The organism is Nitrosomonas ureae, from assembly GCF_900206265.1.
Classification (GTDB): domain Bacteria; phylum Pseudomonadota; class Gammaproteobacteria; order Burkholderiales; family Nitrosomonadaceae; genus Nitrosomonas; species Nitrosomonas ureae_C.
Genome location: NZ_LT907782.1, coordinates 1,534,061 through 1,549,969, shown reverse-complemented (window position 1 = coordinate 1,549,969; position 15,909 = coordinate 1,534,061). Strand labels below are relative to the sequence as shown.

The window sequence follows — 15,909 nt, the reverse complement described above, 5'->3', positions numbered from 1 at the left end:
TTTTCCTCCAAAATACATGAATGAGGGAATGTCTTTGTGTGGAAATATTTTTAAGATAATGTCTGACCATAAAGTATTTAAGTACCGTCAATGCTAAAATCTTTAATCGAATTTAAGAATAATGTAAAAAACAAGATGATAGGGATTTTAGTGATCACACATGAAGATTTGGGCGATCATTTGATTCGTTGTGCAAGTCACGTGGTGGGTATGAAACCGCGGCAGTTGTCGCATTTAAGTGTTTTTACCCACGATGACCCTGAAGTGGTATTAGCTAAAGCGCGTAAATTGATAAAACAGCTGGATAGTGGCGATGGTGTGCTGCTATTGAGTGATATGTTAGGTGCGACCCCCTGCAACATTGCCAGCCGATTGGTGCAGCCTGGAAAAGTGGAATGTCTTGCTGGTGCTAACTTGCCCATGCTGGTAAGGGTGATAACGTATCGCAATGAGCCGCTATCAGTTGTCATCGAGAAAGGGCTCAGTGGCGGACAGAGTGGCGTGATACAAATCAATGCGGAAGAGTCTAGTCATGCAAATTAAAGAAGTGGAAATTATTAACAAGTTGGGCTTGCATGCGCGGGCATCAGCAAAGCTGACCAAATTGGCGAGTCAATTTAAAAGCGAAGTCTGGGCGACGCGCAATAGCCGTCGCGTCAATGCGAAAAGCATTATGGGCGTGATGACGCTGGCAGCCAATAAAGGTTCGCGCATACAGCTCGAAACCACAGGCGATGACGAGATTGAAGCGATGACAGCACTGGTCGCATTGGTTGAAGATTATTTCGGTGAGAGCGAATGAGCTTTATTTTACACGGCATAGGCGTATCGGAAGGCATTGCAATTGGTCACGCGCATTTGGCTGATCCCGCCGCTTTGGAGGTGGCACACTATTTGATCCCAAAAAATCAGGTAGAGAAGGAAATTGCACGGTTGGACAGTGCTTTCGCTGTGGTGCGGAAAGAATTCGAGGCGTTACAGCAATCTGTTGCGGATGGGCATGCGCGCGCGGAGTTTAGCGCATTTCTGGATTTGCATTTGATGATCCTGGATGACCCGATGCTGTCAGAAGCCACCCGCAGCATGATTGCGCAGACTTATTGCAATGCGGAGTGGGCCTTAACACAACAGATGCAGGAATTGTTGGTGCAGTTCGAGGCCATTGAGGATGCTTATTTGCGTGAACGCAAGGCCGATGTGAAGCAAGTGGTTGAACGTATACTCAAAGCGATGTTGGGACGCCCTGGCCACTTACCGGTTGTAACGAAGTTAGCAGGTGACAGCATCCTGGTTGCGCATGATTTAAGTCCTGCCGATGTGATGCAGTACAAGCAACATCAATTCATTGCTTTCCTGACTGATTTGGGCAGCCAGACGTCGCATACTGCGATTGTTGCGCGCAGTCTCAATATCCCCTCGATTGTGGCCCTGCATCATGCACATCAATTGATTCTGGAGAATGACTGGCTGATTGTCGATGGGATTCACGGCATCGTAATTGTAAATCCGGATAAATATGTTCTGGATGAATACCGTTTGCGGCAAAGCCAGCTCGAACTCGAAAGAAAGAAACTGCAACGCCTTAAGAGTGTGGCTGCGGTGACCCTGGATGGGACGCAAATTGATTTATACGCCAATATTGAACTACCTGAAGATATTGCGCAGGTTAAGGAGAGCGGAGCTACCGGCATCGGGTTGTTTCGTAGCGAATTTTTATTTCTGAATCGCGATGATTTACCGGGTGAAGATGAGCAATTTGAAGCGTATCGCGCGGTAGCGGTGAAAATGCATAAGTTGCCAGTCACCATACGCACATTCGATTTAGGCGCAGACAAGAGTCTGAAGGGCAGTGAGCAAGTGGCGACTAATCCGGCGTTGGGGTTACGTGCGATTCGATTGAGCCTGGCGGAACCTAAAATGTTTCACAAGCAATTGCGTGCCATTTTGCGTGCTTCCAAGTACGGCGATGTGCGTATCCTGGTGCCGATGCTGTCTAATATTGCGGAAATCGATCAAACATTGCATTACATCGAGTATGCCAAGCAGACTTTGCGCGATGACAAGATTCAATTTGACGAGCATATTAAAGTTGGTGGAATGATCGAGATACCGGCAGCTGCCTTGTGTCTGGAAACGTTCATGCGTAAGCTGGATTTTTTGTCGATCGGCACTAACGACTTGATTCAGTATACCTTGGCGGTTGATCGGATTGATGATGCCGTGGCGCATTTATATGATCCCTTTCATCCGGCCATACTCTGGTTGATTTCGCATGTCATTCAGAGTGCCAATCGCGCTAAAGTGCCCGTGTCCATCTGTGGGGAAATGGCCGGAGATAAGCAATTCACGCGATTGTTGCTGGGCATTGGATTGCAACAGTTCTCCATGTATCCGTCGCAATTGCTGGCGGTGAAAAACCAGATTCTGAAAAGCCATTTGCCTGATATTATTCCACTCGCGCAAAAAATCATTAAAACGGACCAACCGGAAAAGATGGCTGCGTTGCTGGCTAAATTGAATGATTAGCAGCACGTTAAGCAATATTTTAGAGCGGTTGACGCACGGCAAGAACGAGTGGAGAAACATAATAAATGAGTATTCTGAACGAGCTTCAATATTGTGCGACAGGGGTGATAGTTTTTCAACGGTGCGCTAGTGTGCGCTGATTTATTGACGATATAATAGCTGACATAATATTCAGCGTTTCCTTGGAATTCCCCTTTATATAAATGCAAGATTCAAAATCAGTGGGTGTGGTGATTCCCCAATTCGTGCAAATTGACAAGCTTTTGCAACTGAAAAGCGGCTTGTCGTTGGATAGCTATCATTTGGTGTATGAAACCTATGGCCAGCTGAATGCTGCACGATCCAATGCAGTGTTGATTTGTCATGCACTTTCCGGCAATCATCATGTGGCTGGTGTTTATGCGGAAAATGAGAAGAGTATCGGATGGTGGGACAATATGGTGGGACCCGGAAAACCGATTGATACCGACCGGTTTTTTGTCATTGGCGTGAATAATCTGGGCGGCTGTCATGGCTCTACGGGTCCGGCCAGTATCGATCCTCATACGGGCAAGCATTATGGCGCCGGCTTTCCTGTGGTGACGGTGGAAGACTGGGTAGAGACACAAGCGCAATTGGCTGAACATTTAGGAATTGAACAGTTTGCCGCAGTGGTGGGCGGGAGCCTGGGGGGTATGCAAGCGATGCAATGGACACTGGATTATCCGGAGAAAGTCCGCCATGCACTGGTAATTGCTGCGGCTCCCAAATTGACCGCACAAAATATCGCATTTAATGATGTTGCGCGCCAGGCGATCATGACCGACCAGGAATTCTACGGAGGTAATTTTTATGCCTATGATACTTTGCCGCGGCGCGGCTTGCGGCTGGCGCGCATGTTGGGGCATATCACTTATCTTTCCGACGATTCGATGGCGGCGAAATTCGGTCGCAGCTTACGCAACGGTGAGCTTTCTTTCGGTTTTGATGTGGAGTTTGAGATCGAATCGTACCTGCGTTACCAGGGCGATAAATTCGCTGATTTATTCGATGCCAATAGTTATTTGCTGATGACCAAAGCACTCGATTACTTCGATCCGGCTGCCGCCTATAATGGTGATCTGAGCGCGGCATTCCGGGTGGCCAATGCAAATTTCCTGGTAATCTCGTTTACTTCGGATTGGCGTTTCTCGCCCGAGCGTTCCCGGGAAATTGTCAAGGCGTTATTGAATAATGAACTAAATGTAAGCTATGCGGAAATAACCTCCAGTTACGGGCACGATTCGTTTCTGATGACAACGCCTTATTATCATCAACTGGTACGGGCGTATATGGATAATATTTCTATCTAAGTAACTGAATGAGCCTGACCTTAATCATGACTGACACCCCTATACCATCGACCATTGCATTGCGCCCGGATTTTGCCGCCATCGCGGCGTGGATTCATCCCGGTGCAAAAATACTTGATTTGGGTTGCGGCGACGGTTCGTTATTGCGCTATTTACGCGATACGCGCGATGTTTTTGGCTATGGCGTGGAAATCGATGATGACAATCTTCTCAGTTGCTTTCGCAATGGAATCAATGTGATTCATAATGATCTCGAAGCGGGATTGTCCAGCTTTGCATCGAATTCATTCGATTATGTCATTCTGTCTCAGACCTTGCAGGCTGTGCGACATACCGAGGGTATCATTCAGGAGATCCTGCGGGTTGGTAAGGAAGGTATTATTTCCTTTCCCAATTTCGGTTACTGGAAAAACCGCGTGCAGGTAATTTCCGGACATATGCCGGTGTCAGAAACACTACCGTATAATTGGTACGATACGCCTAATATTCATCTTTGCACGCTGGATGATTTTGAAGCGCTGTGTCAGCAATGCAACGCACGGATTCTGGAGCGCAGCGTGATGAATAATCATTACCGTCCGGTAAATTTCTTGCCGAACCTAAGAGGGATGCTGGCATTTTACCGCTTTGAAAGCAAGGGCTAAGAGCGATGGAAGCAAAATCTTTACGTTCCATTTATCAGCTCAAAATAACCCTGAAAGGCATGCGTCCGCCAATATGGCGCCGGATTCTAATGGCGAGTACGACCAAGCTGGATGACGTTCATCTTATTTTTCAAATCGTGATGGGTTGGACCAATTCCCACATGCACGAGTTTATTCAAGGGCGGGATCGTTATATTGAGCCGGATGAAGAATTTCCTTCTGATGCCAAGGATGAAGCGCAGTACCGGTTGGATCAACTTTTGAAGAGGGAAAAAGAAAAGCTGATCTACATTTATGATTTTGGTGATGGTTGGGAACACGAAGTGGTTCTGGAGAAAATTCTGCCATTCAAGACCAGTGCTGCTTTGCCCATTTGTCTGAAAGGGTGCCGTGCCTGTCCGCCGGAAGATATCGGAGGAATTGGCGGATATAGGATGTTCCTGGAAGCCATTTCTGATCCGACGCATCCGGAACATGAAGATATGCTGGAATGGATTGCCGGAGATATTGAAGATCCATTCGATCCGGAAGCGTTTGATCTTGCTGAAGTGAATCAACTGCTGCAAAGTTAATCCGCAGCCATTGCTTTAACTAAAATTCATAGCGCTGTTTTTTTAGCGCGTGTGGCGGAGATGTTCCAGCGCACTGAGCTCTGCTGCAGAAAACCCTGCCCTTTGTCTGGCTTCATAATGAAAAGGGCCGCAAATCCGCCCGGTAAAGTATTGGGTGATCAGTTCCCGGAATAGCTGCTCCGAATCCAATTGACGTTGTTGACATAAATACTTGAACCAATGCGAACCGATAGCGACATGTCCTACTTCATCGCGCAGGATGATTTCAAGCACGGCAATGGTTCGATCATCGCCCGCTTGTCGTAAGCGTTCGATAATACCAGGCGTTACATCAAGCCCTCTGGCCTCCAGCACACGCGGTACCAAGGCCATCCGCACCAGCGGATCGAATGCCGTGTGTCTGGCCATGTCCCATAAACCGTTGTGCGCGGGCAGGTCGCCGTAGTCACTATTCAGCTCATTCAGGCGCTGGCGCAACAACTGGAAGTGATAAGCTTCTTCAATCGCGATGTGTACCCAATCACTATAAAATTGCTGTGGCAGATCACGAAAACGATATACCGCATCCCAGGCCAGATTGATGGCGTTGAACTCAATATGCGTGACCGCATGAATCAGTGCGGCAAGCCCTGCGGGCGTGCCCAGTCGGCGTTTCGGCACATCGCCGGCAGATACCAGAATGGGTTTTCCGGGGCGCCCCGGCTCGTCAACGGGTTTTGGCGCACTTTTTGATTCCAGCGACAGTAACCCATCTCGCCAGGCTTGCGCGGTTTGTTCGGTCAGTTGAAGTTTTTCCTTGATTTCACAGGCGGACAGACACGATTCAGCGGCATCGAACAGGTTTTCCATAAATTTGAAAGCGTTTGGGAAAAAGAAAGCATGGTCTAATACAAAACGTTATTATATGCTTGGGTTATGCATCAATACCTAAACTCCCATAAGCGACACGATAACTATGCCTGATAAACTTAACGATTCAACTCATCATGATCAGCTGCCGGAAGGGCAACCCATACTGCGCATGGTGCCGATGCCGTCGGATACCAATTATGCCGGCGATATTTTTGGTGGCTGGATCATGTCGCAGGTGGACATGGCCGGCAGTATTCCGGCGCTGCGCCGGGCGCATGGAAGGGTCGCTACCGTAGCGGTCAATTCGTTTGTTTTCAAACATCCGGTGTGTGTTGGTGATCTGGTCAGCTTCTATGCCGACATTATCAAGGTGGGGCGTACCTCGATTACCGTCGATGTGGCCGTATACGCGCAGCGCGGTGTACGGGAAGGGGGTGAAGAGGTGTGTATCAAGGTGACCGAGGCTGTGCTGACTTATGTGGCTATCGATAGCGATCGGCGGCCAAGACCGGTACCGCAGGAATGAAACGATACCCTTTTAGAGCAAATCGGCCATGCTGCATTAAAGCGGAAGTAGATTTACCACTTTCTTTATGTGCACACGGTGATTCCTCAATCCATCCAATATCTTATTGACTAACAGGTGACTGAAATGCTGGATTTACCGCGACGTACCCATATCTACCAGAATCATCATTTCGATAGCACGCGCTGGGATTATTTTCAACCGCGCGATGATGATATCGTTATTGCAACTTCCTACAAGGCGGGTACGACCTGGACACAAGCGATTGTGGCGCATCTGCTGTTTCCGGATGGGAATTTTCCGGCTCCACCTGCGCAAATGTCGCCGTGGCTGGATATGCGGATTGTTCCGCTCGAGGTGGTACTGAACACCTTGAAGGCGCAGCAGCATCGCCGCTTCATCAAAACGCACCTGCCGCTTGATGGCATGGTGTATAGCGAAAAAATCAAATATCTCTATGTCGCTCGTGACGCCCGTGATGTCTTCATGTCTTTGTGGAATCACTATACGAAGATGAAGGAAGAAGTTTTCATGTTGTTTAATATGCTGCCGGGTCGCGTAGGGGATACACTCCCGCCCGCCCCCGAGGATATTCATGACTTTTGGCACCACTGGATATCCCGTGGTTCTTTTGCATGGGAAACGGATGGCTGGCCATATTGGTCGCATCTCGCCAATGTTCAATCTTGGTGGAATTTCCGCCACCTGCCGAACATTCGGTTGTTTCACTATACCGACATGCTCGCGGATACCGAGCGCGAGGTTCGCCGCATTGCCGCTTTTCTGGAGATCGATGTGCCCGAGCAAGCCTGGGATGGCATCATCAAAGCCGTTTCATTTGCCGAAATGAAACGCCAGGGCGGGCTGTATGCACCGGAAGGCGGCCAACTCTGGAAAGGCGGAGCGGAAACTTTCATGCACAAGGGCACCAATAACCGCTGGCGCGACGTGCTCTCCGACGAGGAACTGGCGCTCTATGATGCTGCTTGCAAACGTACGTTGACACCGGATTGCCGCGAATGGCTGGAAAATGGAGGAACGATCTGATGCAACTGCAACACTGAACAAACAAGCTTCGCTCAGAACTACCCCTGTTGACGGAGGTAAAGCGTGCCGAGTTAACGCATGCTTTTTTTGCTGTCATATTTGGATAATGGATGAAGATACCTATTTCTTAACTGTTTCTCACTTTCTTTACTTTTTTCTTTCCGTGTCTTGAAAAAGGGATAGCAATCTATCTTTCTCGAGGTGTGCGCCAAAGTGACCAAGCGCTTTTGACAATCTGAGACCTTTGCACGGTGTCATGAGCGGTACGAGAATAAGGCAAAAATTTGCGAAAAAGCGGAGTTTACACGGGGTAAATGAGCATTTTTCGCAAAAATTATCGTGCCGCGTAGTAACCGTGCAAAGGTCTCAATCTGTTAGCTCCCCAGTGTGATCACATTGGAATCATTGAAAACTGCAATTAGCATTTTGTTGATCCAGATCAAAATAGCTAACTCCGATTCGGTTCACAATGCATACGCTTTCATAACCTAAAGGAGAAAACAGAGAAATGAGCACAATAGAACAACCCAAAGATTCCGACACCATTAGAAATATGAGCATCAATGTTGCAGTGATATTCGGTGTGATAGTGAGTTTGATTGTGGTATCGATATACCTTGCCGAGAATTTAAGCTGATTGGTCGGTGTGAGTGGCACTGCAAAGAAATCTACGGTCGAAGGGTTCTTGGGGGCACAGATTTAATTCTGAAAAAATGCTCCGAAGATAAGAGTTGCGAGAGTAACTTTATCTGTAAAAGGGATCATCGACTGTAGACAATTTCTGGGCATCAACTCATGATGCGCATTTCATTTCATTTAGTAGGGAATTGAGAAATACCATCTGGTAATGGGAAAAATGCAGTGGAAATGTCAATATACGCAGCGTAGTGTTAGATTCACTCTCTGACTAAGTCATAACAATTGCTTTCAATGATCTCTATCAGCGCAGTTTCCTTCCAGACAATTCCCAATTGAGCACTGAGAAGGTCTTCGCCAAGAACGCGGCCGGAATAGATTCCAATGAATTTGGTGCCTTCACCTATTACGTGATTCTTTATACCGCTTTCTCCTTCGGGAAGCCACCATCCGGTGTTTCGCACGTATACAGGCGAACCAGACATCCCTTCTCGTGTAGCAGTATCAATTACTATTTTTGGAAGGCTATCTACATCAATATCTGGCTCTGATGCGATGGAGGCTCTTTTCCAGATTGGGAATTTCGCGCCTCCTGATATGCCAAGAGGATATCCGAGTACAAATGCATCCATGCCTGCTCTGACCTTGAACTTTGAAAGATTCAGAAGCTTCTCATTATTTGCAACCCGAAGGCTGTCTGGGATTTTTTTGAATTCCATTACTGCAATATCAACTCTCTCTCGGAATTCTGGATGCACTTTCCATTTTGGATCACCCGCATCATCAAGTAGGCTAATTACTCGTTCCGACCAATGTAGAAATGTCTTATCACCATCATGACCCCATTCCGCGGCATGAAGTACAAGTTCATTTGGAATCGCTCCAGTAGAAACCGACAAAGTCTTTCCAGTGAGCGGATTTCTTCCAGAAAGATTGTGCCAGTTTGTGACCAGCCAGTTGCTTTCGGCATGCTGATAGAAGAACGCTGTAGCAACACTCAAGTTTTGTCCGTTGAACCTAAGAGTTATCTTGTGTGCGGCTGTGCTTAATGGACTCGGATCGATAGTCTTCATGTGAATCTAACTAGACTTAGTCATTCAAAATGACGTAACGTAATATGTCACAAATGAAATCTAACACAGTAAGCTGCATATTTTCTTCTTATAATTTATAAAAATACATTGATTTGGTTTTCATTATAGTAAATCTTTTAGATCCACAAATCTGACGCATCTGGCGGTTAAGTGCAACATCTCTGCATCGACTCAGAACAGGAATTATGTGCGCTTTCGTTTTCTGCGATGTTTTGGACAACGGTGTATCCAATAGCGTTAACCCCGGAAAACAGAAATATGAATATGGGTAACTTTGTCTTCCAGCTTTTGCCATTAAAGAAATGAAGCGCAATAATTGGCAAGGTGGTAATAGCCCAACTGAGTATTTTGTGTTACTCCGTGTTCGTTTCAAAAACTGTAATCGGCGATGAGGCACGTTGCAATAACCAAGTCAATGGAATTCCCGAATCTGAGTGTCCGTTCAATCGATCCAGTAACAGGCGCTTATTCTTACCGGTAACAACCAACGCAATATGCTCACTTTCCGCCAGTATTTTCAATGAAAGACTAACCCGCAAAGATGGCGCAACCGGTGGTGCAACGACTACACAATGGTGGTTGGAAAGCAATTCAGGATTCATGCCCGGAAACAGTGAAGCAATATGTCCATCTTCTCCCAGGCCCAATACCGTCAAACTTAAGGGCAGCGGCAGTTGATCCAGTCGTTGATGAATGGTGTCGACGGCGTCAAAAGGGTTTTCGTGCTGGGTTTTCAGGCCAACGAAAGAGGTGTTTGGCAGGAGATGCGCCATTAAATACTTTTTCACCAGCTGTTCGTTCGATTGTTCATCGTTGACATCCACCCAGCGCTCATCGGAGAGCGTGATTGTGATTCGATCCCAGGGTAGCTGACATTTTGCCAATGCGGGTAAGTAGTGGCGCGGGGTGCTGCCGCCGGGAACGACTAGAGTGGCTTGGGGTTTTCGTGTTAGCGTATTTTTTAACGTGGTTGCGGCAAAATCGGCAAAGCCTTGGCTCAACGATTCAATATCCGGATAGGCATGTCTATGTATCACGGTGAGTTGCTTAAATCGGCTAATCCGCGTAAATCGGGTACGATTTCGATATGTGCGGGGAAAGGATTGGGGTCCCCGGGAAAGACGCGGCCCAGGAACGCGGTATTGTTGGCTTGTGCGCCTTCCCAATCCGCGATTGCGTCGCCGATCATCAGTACGGACGATGGGTTGAGCCTATAGGTGGATAAAAATTCTGCGATGATGGTTTTTTTCAGTGCCGGGGCGCCATGTACTGCTTTGAAATAGGGCGCGAGACCGCGGCGTTCGACGATGATTTTGAGTTCCGAATCCGGCGTTCCGGAGGCGACAAACAAGGGGATTTTCTCGGCTTGCTGGCGAATCAGCTCAAGCGCACCGGGCACCGGATCGGCGGTGATGACGGCTTCGACCACCAGTTCGGAGAAACGGATATCCAGTTGTTTCTCTTCCGCTTTGGTCAATGGCGCCTTATGGAGATAGTGTTGCTGGAAATGACGGAATTTGTGGTAGCGTGACATACCGCCGTTCTGGTTGTGGAATTGCACCACTTTTGCGACGATGTCATCGCCATACGGGCGGTACAGGTCTGCAAATGCCTGTGTTTTGATTTTTCCGGATTCCACCACGACACCGTCGAAATCGAAAATGATAGCTTGCCAGTCAAAATTTTTCATGGCTATGCGCGGTTATCTGACGTGGATGGTGTGGCGTCGTCGTTTTCGCCGTTATGATGCAAATCCTGGTGAATTTCGCGCAAGCAGTCGAGCATGCCTTGCCCCAGATCGACATGTTCATTCAAAACCAGTTTGCGGCCAATTCTCGGCTGGAAAGCATAGGGCGTGATTTTATAGTGATGTACGGTGTTGGCCTCATCGAAATGTAATTCCACCGGCCATGGCAACATTTCCGTAATCATTGTCATCACATCCCGGATGCGCAATTTCTCCTGCCCGGTCAGGATCAGGTGCCGGTTGGCGTATTCCGGTGCCAGTACTTGCACACTCATGCGTGCGGCATCTTCGACATGAATGTACTCACGCATGGCTTCGCCGCTGCCTTTGTAGGTGATCGAGTGTTGTTCGACGGCTTCCTGCAGCATGCGGTAGATGCCGTTGCGTTTGTCGGCGCGACGTCCATACAGCGAGCCATAACGCAGGATGTTGTAATCCAGGCCATAACGCTCGTGATAGGTTTCGGTGAAGCGTTCTGCGGCTTGTTTGCTGGCGCGATAAAAAGAGCCGGATTCGGAATAAACATAGACGCTGCTGGCGAATATAAAACGGCGCGCACCGGCGATGCGCGCGGCTTCGAGCGCGTGCATATTGCCCAGCACATTAATGGTTGCGGTGGGAATAGGTTTGTTGTGCGCTTCATCGATGTCGGCGATTGCGGCGAAGTTATATACGATCGATGCTTCCCGGGCGGCTTCGATCACTTGTTCGAGATTCATGATATCGCCCACAATCATTTCCTGATTGCTTTTAAGAAACGGCGAAGGGTTACGATCGAATAGTCGCACTTGATAGCCTGCAGCAGATAATGCGTCGGCGACGTGACTGCCTAAAAAACCACTGGCGCCGAACACGATTACTTTTTCATTCGATATCGCTGTCATTGGATTACACCTGCTCTGATCAAACCTTGCAGTAGATTCTCTGCCGCTTCGATCTCCATGCGCTGGCGCGACTCCCGAGCCAGGGATCCGATATGCGATGTCACTATGACGTTATTCAATTCAAGCAAGGTGCCTTGATAAGGCTCATGCTCAAAAACATCCAGCGCGGCTGCACTGATTTTGTCTGATTTGAGTGCATCCGCCAACGCGTTTTCGTCGACCAGCCCGCCGCGTGCTGCATTGATGACAATGGCTTGCGGCTTCATCACTGCAAACGCCCGCGCATTCAGCAGATGATGTGTAACGGGTGAGTAGGGCAGGTGCAAGGTGATGATGTCAGCGCTTGCCAGCAACTGCTCCAGCGGTAGCAACGTGACGCCTTCCGGCACTTGGGTGGCATGTGGATCATGTGCGATCACTGTGGCTTCAAATGCCTGACATAAGCGCGCAACCCGACGGCCAATATGCCCCAGGCCGATGATGCCGACGGTTTGCGCCGCCAGCAGGCGGCCCTGCGTGCGCGGCCACTCACCTTTGCGCACCGCCTGATCAATTGCGCCGATTTGCCGCAGGAGACTTAAAATGAATCCCAGCGTCAATTCCGCTACTGCTTGCGCAGGCGCTTCTGGTGTATTCATGACAGCAATGCCGCGATTTCCGGCTGCGGACAGATCGACACTATCCAAACCGCTGCCGCAGCGTGAAATGACTTTCAAGTTGGGAGCGGTTTGAAACACTCGTTCGGTCAGGGGTTCTATACCTGCGATCATGCCAACCGAGCCCGCTTTCAGTAATTCGATGATTTCATCCTCGGTCAGTTTACGGCGATGTGGATTGGTGATGATGCGCATGCCTTTTTGCAGCAATTGCTGTAGTGGTGGATTATTATCGATATCAAACGACGATGTGGAAATAATCAATGTATTCATGATATTTTAAGTGTCTCGCGAATGCTTTTCAGATGAGTGCGGCAAATCGAATCCAGAATACGGATATCCAATCCATACCCAAGAAAATTAAAACCCGTTTGAATGCGTTGCTGCAGCGCCTGTAAATCAGGTTCGATAACATGAATGCCGCCAGGTTTGCCGGCACGGCGGCCTGCTTCAAGCACTTGTGCGATAGCTGCCTGCACATCGGGATGATCGAGATCGCCGGGGCGCCCCATGGAGCCGGATAAATCGTAGGGGCCAATGATATATGCGTCGATACCGGGAACCTCAAGAATGCTGTCAATCTCTCTGACCGCATCGACATGTTCAATCATCACGACAATTACCGCATTTTCTTCCAACCATTGGCGATAAGCCTGAAAGCTGCTGCCGTAACCCTGCGCGCGCGCCAGTCCGACACCGCGTTGACCGCGCGGCGGATAATACACGCCATCCACAGCAGCTTTGGCATCCGCGGCGCACTTGATCATCGGCACCATGATGCCGGTGGCGCCAGCATCCATGACTCGCTTGATCTGATCGGGGTGATTGGAAGTCAAGCGCACGATGGCGGGACAGTGTTTGCCGTCCAGTACCTGGATGATCGATTGCACTTCGCTGAGTTCCAGCACGCTGTGCTCCATATCCAGCACTAACCAGTCAAAACCGGCGGCTGCCATGATTTCCGCAATTGACGGGTGTCCCAGTGTGACCCAGGAGCCGATGGTCAATTCGGAGCGGTTCAATTTTGCTTTTAATGACATGGTAATTCCTAGTAGCGGGCGAGCAATGGATCTGCGGCCATTAGCTTCTCGACGCGCAGCAGATCAGCCGTGGTATCGACAGCTTGTGTGTTAAATTCGGTCGGTACCATTTTAACCTGCAGACCGTGTTCGAGCAGGCGCAGCATATCGATCGATTCCAGTTGTTCCAGTGGCGTCGGCAGCAGGCGGGTGTATTGAAACAGCGTTTCGCGGCGGAAAGGAATGATGCACACTTGCTTGTACGCAGCGGTATCGACAAAACCGGTTTTTGCCAGTGATGGAATCGGACGGCGTGACATGTAGAGTGCATTGTTGTGTTGATTCATGACGACCTTGATGGTGTTGAAATCGTGATAGTCAGCTTCGTGATCGATTTTACGTACCAGGTTCACGCAGCCTAGCTCCGGATCATTTCTAAATGGTGCAACAGCAGTGTCGATCATATTGGGATGTGTCATCGGTTCGTCGCCTTGAACCATTACGATCAATTCTGCATCAGGGAGATGGGTGACCGCTTCGGCAATCCGATCACTGGCGCGTTCGTGTGTGTCCGCAGTCATGATGACTGGGGCGCCAAAGCTTTCAGCAATCTGGCGGATTTCTTCGTCACAGGTTGCGATATAGGTAGCGTCGAGTGATTTACTCATGGCTACGCGTTTGTAAATGTGCTCTATCATCGAGCGACCCAGGATTTGCGCGATGGGTTTTCCCGGAAAACGTGATGAGCCCATGCGGGCGGGAATGACGGCAATTGTTTTCATGAGATAGTGTGTGATCGGTTGGAGTTAGAGATGTATGGTCAAGAATGATGTGCTGATTATCCGGTTTTTTTTATTAGTTGGACAATAATAGTTATTGGAAAATTTAAATACTTTTTCACCTGTTGTGGTTTTTTCACAGGTGCGGACATGTTACTGGTAATTGGGTAGTTGCGAGAGTAAAATGGCGCGCTTTATAGAATCATCTGTTTAAACAGGAAAAATGCCCAAGATGCACCTTGTTCTGAGTATTTGTTTATCACGGTTATGAAAGCGCTTTTTTTTCTTCGACACTATAACGATATCGATCATGTTACCCCGGTGGTGTATCAATGGATTGAATCAGGGCATCAGTGTGATGTGGTATTGATTGGATCAACACAATTCCGGTGTGATTTTCGCGTCAAATATTTGAGCCAATTGCAAGGTGTGCGCGTGGCGCATATGAACGAGTTGTTTTCGTGGGTGGATTACTGGAAATGGCGGCTGCAGATGTTGATGCTGACCCGCAATGTTCGGCGTATCAGTGTGATTGGCCGGTTGGCAGAAAAATTAGCGGAGCGGATCGACGAAAAAAAACGTGATCCCTTATGGCGGCATACTGCGGGATTTCTGCTCGATCGCTGCTTTGGTGACACAGGCAAAGGCGTGGTCGCTTTTGATTGGGTCGAACGTAACTCGGTAATTTGCGTGGAATGGGTCGAAGTTGTAATCGCCATGGCAAAGGAACGCGGATTGGGAACGGTGTCGTTGCCGCATGGCGATAGTCCGCATGCCAGTCAATTGATTCGTCGTGGCGAGCGCAGGGTTGAACCGGATGCGACATTCTCGGCGGCTACGATATTCGACAAGGTGGTGGTGCCCAATGAACTGTGTGCTGTACGTTTTCGTCCGTTTATGACAGAAAGCCAGCTTGCTGTGTTGGGTTCCCCCCGATATTGCGAGGCATGGCTCAAAGTATTGTCCGGATTGATGCCACCTTCGCCACTGATTCGATCTGATAGTAAGCTCAAGATAGTTATGTTCCTGCGCAAAGCCAACTTTACGACGTTCTGGGAAGAAGTGGGGGAAGTGGTGCATATGCTGGCTGGATTTCCTGATGTCGAGTTGATCATCAAACCACATACGCGCAGCGGGTGGAAGCAATCATTGACCAAAGACAGTTCAATCAAGAAATTGCCGAATGTCAGGGTTGCCGGTGATGATGCGCATTCGGTGCATTTGATGAACTGGGCTGATGTCATTATTGATCTGGCCACTTCCGTGGTATTTGAAGCGGTTAGGACGAAGAAACCGGTTCTGGCGGCTGATTATTTAATTGCTGCCCGTTCTGCTGTGGCTTATTACATGCCGGAAACGGAGTTGAAATGCCGCGACGATGTATACGAAAAAATTGATTATTTTCTTGCTAACGGATTTGATTCTTTCTATGTAGAAGAACATCGACAGCGCTTCTTGAAAGAAATGTTGGATTATCCGGATGCCAATGTGCTACCTCGTTATGTGTCATTGCTTGAGCAATTGGCGAGCTGAACCAAAGTACCGGGAGGCTGCCTGTCATGCAAGGATCATGATTGATTAATCCATGAGGGGATA

General features: G+C 48.6%; 18 protein-coding genes. 10 read left to right on the top strand and 8 right to left on the bottom strand.

The genetic code is table 11. From position 1 onward, the window contains the following. Positions 1–135 precede the first annotated feature (135 nt). The 6 genes from CPG39_RS07190 (at position 136) to CPG39_RS07165 (ending at position 5,073) form a co-directional block, all read left to right on the top strand. Positions 136–543 (top strand): PTS sugar transporter subunit IIA, encoded by a 408-nt coding sequence (locus CPG39_RS07190; RefSeq protein WP_096294275.1) that lies wholly within the window; start codon positions 136–138, stop codon positions 541–543. After that, positions 533–802: an HPr family phosphocarrier protein gene (locus CPG39_RS07185; protein WP_013646723.1), complete on the top strand. Its 270-nt coding sequence runs from the start codon at positions 533–535 to the stop codon at positions 800–802. Before CPG39_RS07190 ends, CPG39_RS07185 begins: the two co-directional genes overlap by 11 nt. Then, the gene (gene ptsP, locus CPG39_RS07180) at positions 799–2,526 is read left to right on the top strand and encodes a phosphoenolpyruvate--protein phosphotransferase (protein ID WP_013646724.1); all 1,728 of its coding nucleotides are present in this window, start codon (positions 799–801) and stop codon (positions 2,524–2,526) included. Before CPG39_RS07185 ends, ptsP begins: the two co-directional genes overlap by 4 nt. A gap of 203 nt (positions 2,527–2,729) precedes the next feature. After that, entirely contained in the window at positions 2,730–3,857 is a 1,128-nt protein-coding gene (metX, locus tag CPG39_RS07175; RefSeq protein ID WP_013646725.1) for a homoserine O-succinyltransferase MetX, read from the top strand. 26 nt (positions 3,858–3,883) lie between these two features. After that, a complete protein-coding gene (gene metW / locus CPG39_RS07170; RefSeq protein ID WP_041362122.1) occupies positions 3,884–4,501 on the top strand; it encodes a methionine biosynthesis protein MetW in 618 nt (205 codons plus the stop codon). 5 nt (positions 4,502–4,506) lie between these two features. After that, the gene (locus CPG39_RS07165) at positions 4,507–5,073 is read left to right on the top strand and encodes a plasmid pRiA4b ORF-3 family protein (RefSeq protein WP_096292685.1); all 567 of its coding nucleotides are present in this window, start codon (positions 4,507–4,509) and stop codon (positions 5,071–5,073) included. 42 nt (positions 5,074–5,115) lie between these two features. Here the strand turns inward: CPG39_RS07165 and CPG39_RS07160 are convergent, their stop codons facing one another. Then, positions 5,116–5,922 (bottom strand): ferritin-like domain-containing protein, encoded by an 807-nt coding sequence (locus tag CPG39_RS07160; protein ID WP_096292684.1) that lies wholly within the window; start codon positions 5,920–5,922, stop codon positions 5,116–5,118. Between the two features lie 106 nt (positions 5,923–6,028). Between CPG39_RS07160 and CPG39_RS07155 the strand changes: the two genes are divergently transcribed. The 3 genes from CPG39_RS07155 to CPG39_RS14880 all read left to right on the top strand — a co-directional run bounded on the left by CPG39_RS07155 (position 6,029) and on the right by CPG39_RS14880 (position 8,135). Next, on the top strand, positions 6,029–6,451 hold the full coding sequence (locus CPG39_RS07155) for an acyl-CoA thioesterase (RefSeq protein ID WP_096292683.1): 423 nt from the start codon (positions 6,029–6,031) through the stop codon (positions 6,449–6,451). 126 nt (positions 6,452–6,577) lie between these two features. Beyond that, complete coding sequence (locus CPG39_RS07150) at positions 6,578–7,498, top strand: sulfotransferase domain-containing protein (RefSeq protein WP_096292682.1); 921 nt, start codon at positions 6,578–6,580, stop codon at positions 7,496–7,498. 508 nt (positions 7,499–8,006) lie between these two features. Beyond that, positions 8,007–8,135, top strand: a complete 129-nt coding sequence (locus CPG39_RS14880) for a hypothetical protein (protein WP_013646731.1) — start codon at positions 8,007–8,009, stop codon at positions 8,133–8,135. Positions 8,136–8,394: 259 nt separating this feature from the next. Here the strand turns inward: CPG39_RS14880 and CPG39_RS07145 are convergent, their stop codons facing one another. From CPG39_RS07145 to CPG39_RS07115, 7 genes are all read right to left on the bottom strand, one after another. Continuing rightward, positions 8,395–9,207, bottom strand: coding sequence for a trypsin-like peptidase domain-containing protein (locus tag CPG39_RS07145; RefSeq protein WP_096292681.1), 813 nt, complete (start codon positions 9,205–9,207; stop codon positions 8,395–8,397). Between the two features lie 374 nt (positions 9,208–9,581). After that, the gene (pgl, locus tag CPG39_RS07140; RefSeq protein ID WP_096292680.1) at positions 9,582–10,265 is read right to left on the bottom strand and encodes a 6-phosphogluconolactonase; all 684 of its coding nucleotides are present in this window, start codon (positions 10,263–10,265) and stop codon (positions 9,582–9,584) included. Further along, positions 10,262–10,918 (bottom strand): HAD family hydrolase, encoded by a 657-nt coding sequence (locus CPG39_RS07135; RefSeq protein ID WP_096292679.1) that lies wholly within the window; start codon positions 10,916–10,918, stop codon positions 10,262–10,264. The genes pgl and CPG39_RS07135 overlap by 4 nt, the downstream gene beginning before the upstream one ends. A 2-nt stretch (positions 10,919–10,920) precedes the next feature. After that, a complete protein-coding gene (locus CPG39_RS07130) occupies positions 10,921–11,859 on the bottom strand; it encodes an NAD-dependent epimerase/dehydratase family protein (protein ID WP_074721211.1) in 939 nt (312 codons plus the stop codon). Then, complete coding sequence (locus CPG39_RS07125) at positions 11,856–12,788, bottom strand: phosphoglycerate dehydrogenase (protein WP_096292678.1); 933 nt, start codon at positions 12,786–12,788, stop codon at positions 11,856–11,858. The genes CPG39_RS07130 and CPG39_RS07125 overlap by 4 nt, the downstream gene beginning before the upstream one ends. Next, complete coding sequence (locus CPG39_RS07120) at positions 12,785–13,555, bottom strand: HpcH/HpaI aldolase family protein (protein ID WP_096292677.1); 771 nt, start codon at positions 13,553–13,555, stop codon at positions 12,785–12,787. Before CPG39_RS07120 ends, CPG39_RS07125 begins: the two co-directional genes overlap by 4 nt. An 8-nt stretch (positions 13,556–13,563) precedes the next feature. After that, positions 13,564–14,316 carry a 3-deoxy-manno-octulosonate cytidylyltransferase gene (locus CPG39_RS07115; protein ID WP_096292676.1) on the bottom strand — a complete coding sequence of 251 codons (753 nt, stop codon included), beginning with the start codon at positions 14,314–14,316 and terminating at the stop codon, positions 13,564–13,566. 264 nt (positions 14,317–14,580) lie between these two features. Here CPG39_RS07115 and CPG39_RS07110 point away from each other — a divergent pair, with 264 nt between their 5' ends. Beyond that, positions 14,581–15,846 (top strand): hypothetical protein, encoded by a 1,266-nt coding sequence (locus CPG39_RS07110; RefSeq protein ID WP_096292675.1) that lies wholly within the window; start codon positions 14,581–14,583, stop codon positions 15,844–15,846. Positions 15,847–15,909 lie beyond the last annotated feature (63 nt).

Coding starts and splice junctions, on each gene's coding strand:
- CPG39_RS07130 (WP_074721211.1), bottom strand. CDS start 11,859: ATGACAGCGATATCGAATGAAAAAGTAATCGTGTTCGGCGCCAGTGGT.
- CPG39_RS07185 (WP_013646723.1), top strand. CDS start 533: ATGCAAATTAAAGAAGTGGAAATTATTAACAAGTTGGGCTTGCATGCG.
- CPG39_RS07135 (WP_096292679.1), bottom strand. CDS start 10,918: ATGAAAAATTTTGACTGGCAAGCTATCATTTTCGATTTCGACGGTGTC.
- CPG39_RS07125 (WP_096292678.1), bottom strand. CDS start 12,788: ATGAATACATTGATTATTTCCACATCGTCGTTTGATATCGATAATAAT.
- CPG39_RS07155 (WP_096292683.1), top strand. CDS start 6,029: ATGCCTGATAAACTTAACGATTCAACTCATCATGATCAGCTGCCGGAA.
- CPG39_RS07190 (WP_096294275.1), top strand. CDS start 136: ATGATAGGGATTTTAGTGATCACACATGAAGATTTGGGCGATCATTTG.
- CPG39_RS14880 (WP_013646731.1), top strand. CDS start 8,007: ATGAGCACAATAGAACAACCCAAAGATTCCGACACCATTAGAAATATG.
- CPG39_RS07110 (WP_096292675.1), top strand. CDS start 14,581: ATGAAAGCGCTTTTTTTTCTTCGACACTATAACGATATCGATCATGTT.
- CPG39_RS07145 (WP_096292681.1), bottom strand. CDS start 9,207: ATGAAGACTATCGATCCGAGTCCATTAAGCACAGCCGCACACAAGATA.
- CPG39_RS07150 (WP_096292682.1), top strand. CDS start 6,578: ATGCTGGATTTACCGCGACGTACCCATATCTACCAGAATCATCATTTC.
- metX (WP_013646725.1), top strand. CDS start 2,730: ATGCAAGATTCAAAATCAGTGGGTGTGGTGATTCCCCAATTCGTGCAA.
- CPG39_RS07165 (WP_096292685.1), top strand. CDS start 4,507: ATGGAAGCAAAATCTTTACGTTCCATTTATCAGCTCAAAATAACCCTG.
- CPG39_RS07115 (WP_096292676.1), bottom strand. CDS start 14,316: ATGAAAACAATTGCCGTCATTCCCGCCCGCATGGGCTCATCACGTTTT.
- metW (WP_041362122.1), top strand. CDS start 3,884: ATGACTGACACCCCTATACCATCGACCATTGCATTGCGCCCGGATTTT.
- CPG39_RS07160 (WP_096292684.1), bottom strand. CDS start 5,922: ATGGAAAACCTGTTCGATGCCGCTGAATCGTGTCTGTCCGCCTGTGAA.
- CPG39_RS07120 (WP_096292677.1), bottom strand. CDS start 13,555: ATGTCATTAAAAGCAAAATTGAACCGCTCCGAATTGACCATCGGCTCC.
- ptsP (WP_013646724.1), top strand. CDS start 799: ATGAGCTTTATTTTACACGGCATAGGCGTATCGGAAGGCATTGCAATT.